This window comes from Neisseria sp. HMSC056A03 (genome assembly GCF_001815685.1).
GTDB classification, from domain to species: domain Bacteria; phylum Pseudomonadota; class Gammaproteobacteria; order Burkholderiales; family Neisseriaceae; genus Neisseria; species Neisseria subflava.
Genome location: NZ_KV821631.1, coordinates 26,063 through 32,760, shown reverse-complemented (window position 1 = coordinate 32,760; position 6,698 = coordinate 26,063). Strand labels below are relative to the sequence as shown.

The following is a 6,698-nucleotide window of genomic DNA, read 5'->3' as shown; positions in this document are numbered from 1 at the left end:
AGTGTGCCTGTTGCCGCCTAAAAGGCGGCCCGGATGCCTGATTATGGGGTATCCGGGGAGGATTAGGGGGGCATTTGGGTAGAATTAGGAGTGATTTGGGGAGGGAAATAGCCGAAAACCTTTGTTTAGGTTTCGGCTGTTGGGGGAAGGACTTTTTTGCAAAGGTCTCAGATAGTATGGCAAGGCGAGGCAATACCGTACTGGTTTAAAGTTAATCCACTATAAAACAAAGGTCGTCTGAAAACCTGTTTCCAAGTTTCAGACGACCTCTTGGTCTTCATTCGTTTGCACGAACCAATCAGAAAAACAGCTCGCGCCAGCTGATACGTTTCAAACCACAGATACGACCACCCTCAACTGCCAGAGACTCACCCTTATTTAATAGTAGGCTGCGGGTTACTTTATTGGAGAAGCATTTGTTATTTGGCGTACTCGACGTAACAGAAAGCTCTTTATCCGTACCCGTACCACCTGAATCCCCGTCTGCGGTCACAGGGGAATCATCCAATTTGCTCGGATTGAGGAAGGTAAAGTTGATAACCCCATCCTGAGTCAAACCATTGGCGTATTGCATACCAAAGCCGTCCAGCTTCCGAATAACGGTATCAGGCGTAAAACGCGCGCTGCGTGCGTTCAATGCACCTCCATTATCAGCATTCACACCAATGAACGAAGTTTTTGCTGCAGTTTTCACGCTCGTACTTGCTGGTAAACAAACATCGGCACCTGCAGATTTTTCCTCTGTAACAGAATCATAGCGACGCACAGTCACAACAGCAGTACGCAAGATCATAGTCGGTTTGACGTTTACCCGTTCACCATCACGCAAATCGATTTTCCAACCTTTTTGGGTTTTGGCAACCTGGTTGTTAGTTAGATAAATATAGCCTTCTTTTCCTTTTTCTTCAGGACGAAACTCTTGTTGCTGCAAATCACTTTCGGAAGCAGCGGTTACGGTCTGATTCGGTGTCAAATCTTCATAAATACCGTAAATAGATTGCTTGTCTTTATTGGTCAGATCATTTTGATAAATCTCACTGCCCGTACCGAAAATCACGACATATTCGTTTGCTCTGCGGCGTGAAACGGCAGGTGCGGAGGTAATCGGTTTGCTGGGTGAACCCGTAAAGATTTTAACAACCTTCCAGTTGTCCGGTTTTTCGCCGCGCAGGTCAAAACGATACATATTGCCTCCACGGTCGCCCGCATACGCAACATCAATTACACCATCAAAATCAGTGTCCACAAGGGTCGGCGTGGACAGACCGCCTACACCGTCTTGAACTTCGATTTTTTTCAACAAATCGCCCGGTGCTTTACCTGTATCGTTACCACGCTTATCGCCTGTACCAACTTCCTTACCTAGCATTTCATATACATACAATGCTGTTTCATTTTTCGTATCGGCTTTATCTTCAACACGATAACCGCTGGCAAGAAAACCTGCATAGCGAATGTTTTCTTTTATATCTACACGTCCGTTATCGGCAGGTCTGCTGACCGAGACACGCCCAATTTGCGGCGTACCAATGGTATAGCCCAATGTGTTTTTCTCACCTTTGATGGTTTCAAACAATGGAACTGTTTTATTCCACTCGGTATCAGTGACATCCAAACCTGTTTTGGTAGCTTTATCTACATTACCGCCGATATTCAGGGCATAGGCACCACGACCACCCTGACCCATCGCACCAAACATAAATACGCGCTGAGTATCATTTTCAGAAGTCTGACGCAAGGTAAATCCGCCGTTAACCATATATTCATGATTGGTAATAGACGACGTATAGCTGTCTTTGGCAATATTTTTCAAAACTTTTGCCAAAGTAACCGTCTTCACATTATTACCATCTGCGACATCCCGCTCCATTGTCGAAGGGATGTAGCTGACTTTCAGTTCATACGGATGATTTGCATCTGACGAGGTTTGGAACAAATGCACCATGCCGTCATTCGCAGCCGCAACCATATATTTCTGACGCTTGATCGTATCGTTGCCAACTTTATACTTGGCCTTATTACCGATAGCAGCAACCGAACCGTCCAAAATATCGCCCAAATCACGCTGATCACCTTCCCGAATACGGTAAACTTGACTGTACGGTGTGTTTTTTGATTTATCTTGTATTGATTTATCATCACCGATACGCCCCGTCCAATTCAGCAAATCACGCCATTCATCCGAATTTTTACCATTAGCTGCATCTGCAATATCAAAATAGGCATTGTTTAAAGTATTATTGGGAATATTATTAATAAAATAAGTACTTGAACCCGTATTAATCAGGGTTTTACGGTTTGCAAACGACGGGTACAGCTTCAATTCTTCACTACGACGACCATCCTTCCCTAATCTTTGGAAAATAATCTGGCTACTCCAAGAGTTTGTTTTCAAACCGATAACTGCCGACATCTCAGGCAGGCTGCTGCTGGTCGTTGCAGGCGCGGTCGCACCAACATCGTCGTAACCCACATTTTTCGTGCCAGATTTAATCTGCTCTACAATGTCGTTAAATACCTTCGACAAACTTTCGGGTTTATCTGCCTCATAATAATACTCGGGGCGGCTGGCAGCCAGCTGCAAATACCTCTTTCCTGTGGGCGAAATACCTTGCCCGAAGCCTACGGTAAAGGTCTGCACCAGTTGTTTACTGTAATCGGCAGGATCTTTAGGATCGCCGTTCCAGCTTTTACCTGCAGCATCCGTTCCGTCGGTTTTAAAATCCTGCTCTGCAAGTTTTTTACTGAAGAAAGCTAAGCCATCATCTATATCCCAAGAGGTATCATATGCCCCCAATTCCCGCTTCTGACAAGAACCCGCCTGCCTATACCCAAAATAATTATATGCTTCTCTATACTTTGGTTCTTCCAGAGAAATATTTCGTCGATAATAATCCGAATAGCGGCTTAAATCCCCATATTTAAAATCAGACTTAGGCCATTTGTATCCTGTATTATCCAAACCACAGCTCAAATTGGCATCACCGTCAGACATCAAAACCACATATGATTTCTGGCAACGGTATTTCACATTCGGCATCACAATTTGACTGACCAACTCGAAATAACGCGAGGTAGTCGGCGTACCTCCTTTGGCCTTAATACTTTTTACCCTCTTGGCAATCTCAGTTGCCGGCATGGTAAATCCTTTGTCATCAGGAGTATCGCTCCCACCGCTATTATTTAAAGTCTGCAATGCCCAGTTAAATGTACTACCATGTTCCTCCAAAACTTTACTTAACGCATCCTTTGTAATCTGAATACGGGTTTTACTGCCAATATATTCATCCATACTACCTGAATCATCAATAAACAGCATAATGTTGTGTTTAACTTCGGGCTGTTTATTAATTTTAGATTCATTTTGCAGATACAGTGGGACTTTGGCGAACTCGCCTGCTGCGGCATTTGCCACCCCGCTCATCAAGGCGAGCGCGGAGGCGATGCTGTAAATCATCGGACGGATGGAGCCGGGGCAACGTGAAGATTTGTTTTTCATAATGCGTTCTTTTTTCATAAAATCGTCGGTTAACGGATGATGACGTTGTTTTTATTTTCTCGGAATGCGATTCTAACATTTACGATGTCATTTATGTGGGGTTCGGGCTGTTTTTTTGTCTAATGTGGCGAACAATGGCGAAAATGAAACAGACTTCATGATTGTAAAGGGAAAATCCGTTGCCAAAACACAGCTTGAACGATATGGCTTTTTGACGTAGAATGCATTGCTTCTACGGCATAGGCAGCTATGTCTGAAAAAGCACGTTACACAGCAAAATCAAAGCTGCGGAGCGTGTTTTTTTTTAGCCGAGATTTCCGAAGGCTGTCTTTTTTGTAAACAATTTTTATTTTTCAGACGGCCTGACCCATTTTTTTCGAACCGACCATCATCAGGCAAACAGGATTCCATCATGACCACTCCGGCTCTTCTCGTTCTCGCTGACGGCAGCGTATTTCACGGCACATCAATCGGTTACGAAGGTTCGACTTCCGGCGAAGTCGTGTTCAACACTTCCATGACCGGCTATCAGGAAATCCTGACCGACCCGTCCTATTGCAAACAAATCGTTACCCTCACCTACCCCCACATCGGCAATACCGGCACCAACGCCGAAGACGAAGAAAGCCGCAGCGTTTATGCCGCAGGCTTGATTATCCGCGACCTGCCGCTGCTGCACAGCAACTTCCGCGCCTCCGAAAGCCTGCACGACTATCTGGTGCGCAACAAAACCGTCGCTATCGCCGACATCGACACCCGCCGCCTGACCACGCTGCTGCGCGAAAAAGGCGCACAAGGCGGCGCGATTTTGACCGGTGCGGACGTTACGGTTGAAAAAGCGCAAGAACTCATCGCCGCGTTTGGCAGCATGGTCGGCAAAGATTTGGCAAAAGAAGTTTCCTGCCAAGAAGCCTACGAATGGACCGAAGGCGAATGGGCGCTGGGCAAAGGTTTCGTTACCCCTGCCGAACAGCCGTTCCACGTCGTCGCCTACGATTTCGGCGTGAAAACCAACATCCTGCGTATGCTTGCCGCACGCGGCTGCCGCCTGACCGTCGTCCCCGCCCAAACCAGCGCGGAAGACGTGTTGGCGCTCAACCCCGACGGCGTGTTCCTCTCCAACGGCCCCGGCGACCCCGAGCCATGCACCTACGCCATCGAAGCCGTGCAAAAACTGATGGCAAGCGGCAAACCCATCTTCGGCATCTGCTTGGGACACCAGCTCATCAGCCTCGCCATCGGCGCAAAAACTCTGAAAATGCACTTCAGCCACCACGGCGCAAATCACCCCGTACAAGATTTGGACAGCGGCAAAGTCGTCATCACCAGCCAAAACCACGGCTTCGCCGTTGATGCCGACACCCTGCCTGCCAACGCAAGGATTACCCACAAATCCTTGTTCGACAATACCTTGCAAGGCATCGAGCTGACCGACAAACCCGTGTTCTGCTTCCAAGGCCACCCCGAAGCCAGCCCCGGCCCACAGGATGTCGGCTATCTGTTTGACAAATTCATTGACAATATGAAAGCGGCAAAACAATAAGCCGCCTTTTCAGACGACCTCTCAACTCAACAAAGGTCGTCTGAAACCCGATAAAAATCAAAACATAAAAAACAAAAATTCAGACGACCCCTCAACACAAAACGTCGTCTGAAAAATCAACCTCCCAACCCTCAAATCAGAAAGAAAAACCATGACTGAAAAACAAATGCGCGTCCTCTCCGTCGTCGCCACCCTGACCGCCGTCGGCATGTACGTTTCCTATATCCCGCAAATCCAAAACAACTTAGCGGGCAACCCCGGCTCGCCCTTGCAACCCCTCGTCGCCGCCATCAACTGCACATTATGGGTTGCCTACGGCTTTTTGAAAGAAAAACGCGACTACCCTGTCATGCTGGCAAACGCCCCCGGTATCATTTTGGGCTTGATTACATTTATCACCAGCTTTTAAGGAAGTTTTCAGACTGCCTGTGCAAAATAAAAACGTAAAAGGTCGTCTGAAAAAAGAAAAAAGATTGTCATCAAGGTGTTTCCCGCACCTTAATAATAAAAAAATGAACCCGCCCGAAAAACTATTGACCGCCGACAACCCCGCCCTACATCAACGCGCCAAAGCCATGCGCAAAGAAATGAGCGAGGCGGAAGCAAAATTGTGGCAACACCTGCGGGCAGGCCGTCTGAACGGCTATAAATTCCGCCGCCAGCAGCCGATGGGAAATTATATTGTTGATTTCATGTGCGTAACGCCCAAGCTGATTATCGAAGCAGACGGCGGGCAGCACACAGAACAAGCCGCATACGACCACGCGCGGACAGCATATCTCAACAGCCTGGGCTTTACCGTGCTGCGTTTTTGGAATCACGAGATTTTGCAGCAGACAAACGATGTGCTGACAGAAATCCTGCGCGTGTTGCAGGAATTGGAAAAGCAGCCTGAACGGTAGCAGAGGGCTGATTTTGATTGGATTTTTGAAAATAATAGTGTAAAGCTGCCTGAATTGAGCGTTTATAAAGGCCGTCTGAAAAGCAAAAAGCAGCCTGCACAACCTGTCTTCCTTGCAGAACCCTTGAATCTCAACAGCCGCCCCGTCCTCTCTCTCTGTGGGAGAGAGTTAGAGAGGGGCAACAAGCCGCAAGGCTTGTATTGAGGCAGTTAGGGAATTAGGGGGAGGTTGCCGAAATTCGGGGAGTGCCCTCTCCCCAACCCTCCCCCACGGGGGAGGGAGCGGGTTGCAGCGGATTTTGCGGTTGCAGGCGGTTTGAAAAGCAACTTGGATTTACAATCCGTTGATGCACTGAAAAACAAAAAGCAGCCTGCACAATCTGCTTTCCTTGCAGAACTATTAACCCGAACAGTCACCCCGTCCTCTCTCCCTGTGGGAGAGAGTTAGAGAGAGGGCAACAAGCCGCAAGGCTTGTATTTGGGCGGTTGAAGTGTTGGGAAAGATTGTCGTAATTCGGAGAATACCCTCTCCCCAACCCTCACCCACGGGGAAGGGAGCAGGTTGTAGCATGTTTTGCGGTTGCAGGCAGTTTAAAAAGCAACTTGGATTTACAACCGTTGATGCAGGTCGTCTGAAAAACAAAAAGCAGCATGCACAACCTATTTTCCTTGCAGAACCCTTAATCCCAACAGCCGCGCCGTCCTCTCTCCTCGTGGGAGAGAGCTAGAGAGAGGGCAACAAGCCGCAAGGCTTG

The 6,698-nt window shown here is 47.8% G+C and carries 4 protein-coding genes; 3 read left to right on the top strand and 1 reads right to left on the bottom strand.

Features of this window, described 5'->3' with window-relative positions:
• Window positions 1-298 precede the first annotated feature (298 nt).
• The gene (gene pilC, locus HMPREF3052_RS06155; RefSeq protein WP_070632991.1) at window positions 299-3,517 is read right to left on the bottom strand and encodes a PilC family type IV pilus tip adhesin; all 3,219 of its coding nucleotides are present in this window, start codon (window positions 3,515-3,517) and stop codon (window positions 299-301) included.
• Window positions 3,518-3,911: 394 nt separating this feature from the next.
• Between pilC and carA the strand changes: the two genes are divergently transcribed.
• The 3 genes from carA to HMPREF3052_RS06140 all read left to right on the top strand — a co-directional run bounded on the left by carA (window position 3,912) and on the right by HMPREF3052_RS06140 (window position 5,944).
• On the top strand, window positions 3,912-5,042 hold the full coding sequence (gene carA / locus HMPREF3052_RS06150; protein ID WP_070632994.1) for a glutamine-hydrolyzing carbamoyl-phosphate synthase small subunit: 1,131 nt from the start codon (window positions 3,912-3,914) through the stop codon (window positions 5,040-5,042).
• 151 nt (window positions 5,043-5,193) lie between these two features.
• Window positions 5,194-5,451 carry a SemiSWEET family transporter gene (locus HMPREF3052_RS06145; RefSeq protein WP_003686764.1) on the top strand — a complete coding sequence of 86 codons (258 nt, stop codon included), beginning with the start codon at window positions 5,194-5,196 and terminating at the stop codon, window positions 5,449-5,451.
• Window positions 5,452-5,554: 103 nt separating this feature from the next.
• Window positions 5,555-5,944: an endonuclease domain-containing protein gene (locus HMPREF3052_RS06140; protein ID WP_070749193.1), complete on the top strand. Its 390-nt coding sequence runs from the start codon at window positions 5,555-5,557 to the stop codon at window positions 5,942-5,944.
• Window positions 5,945-6,698 lie beyond the last annotated feature (754 nt).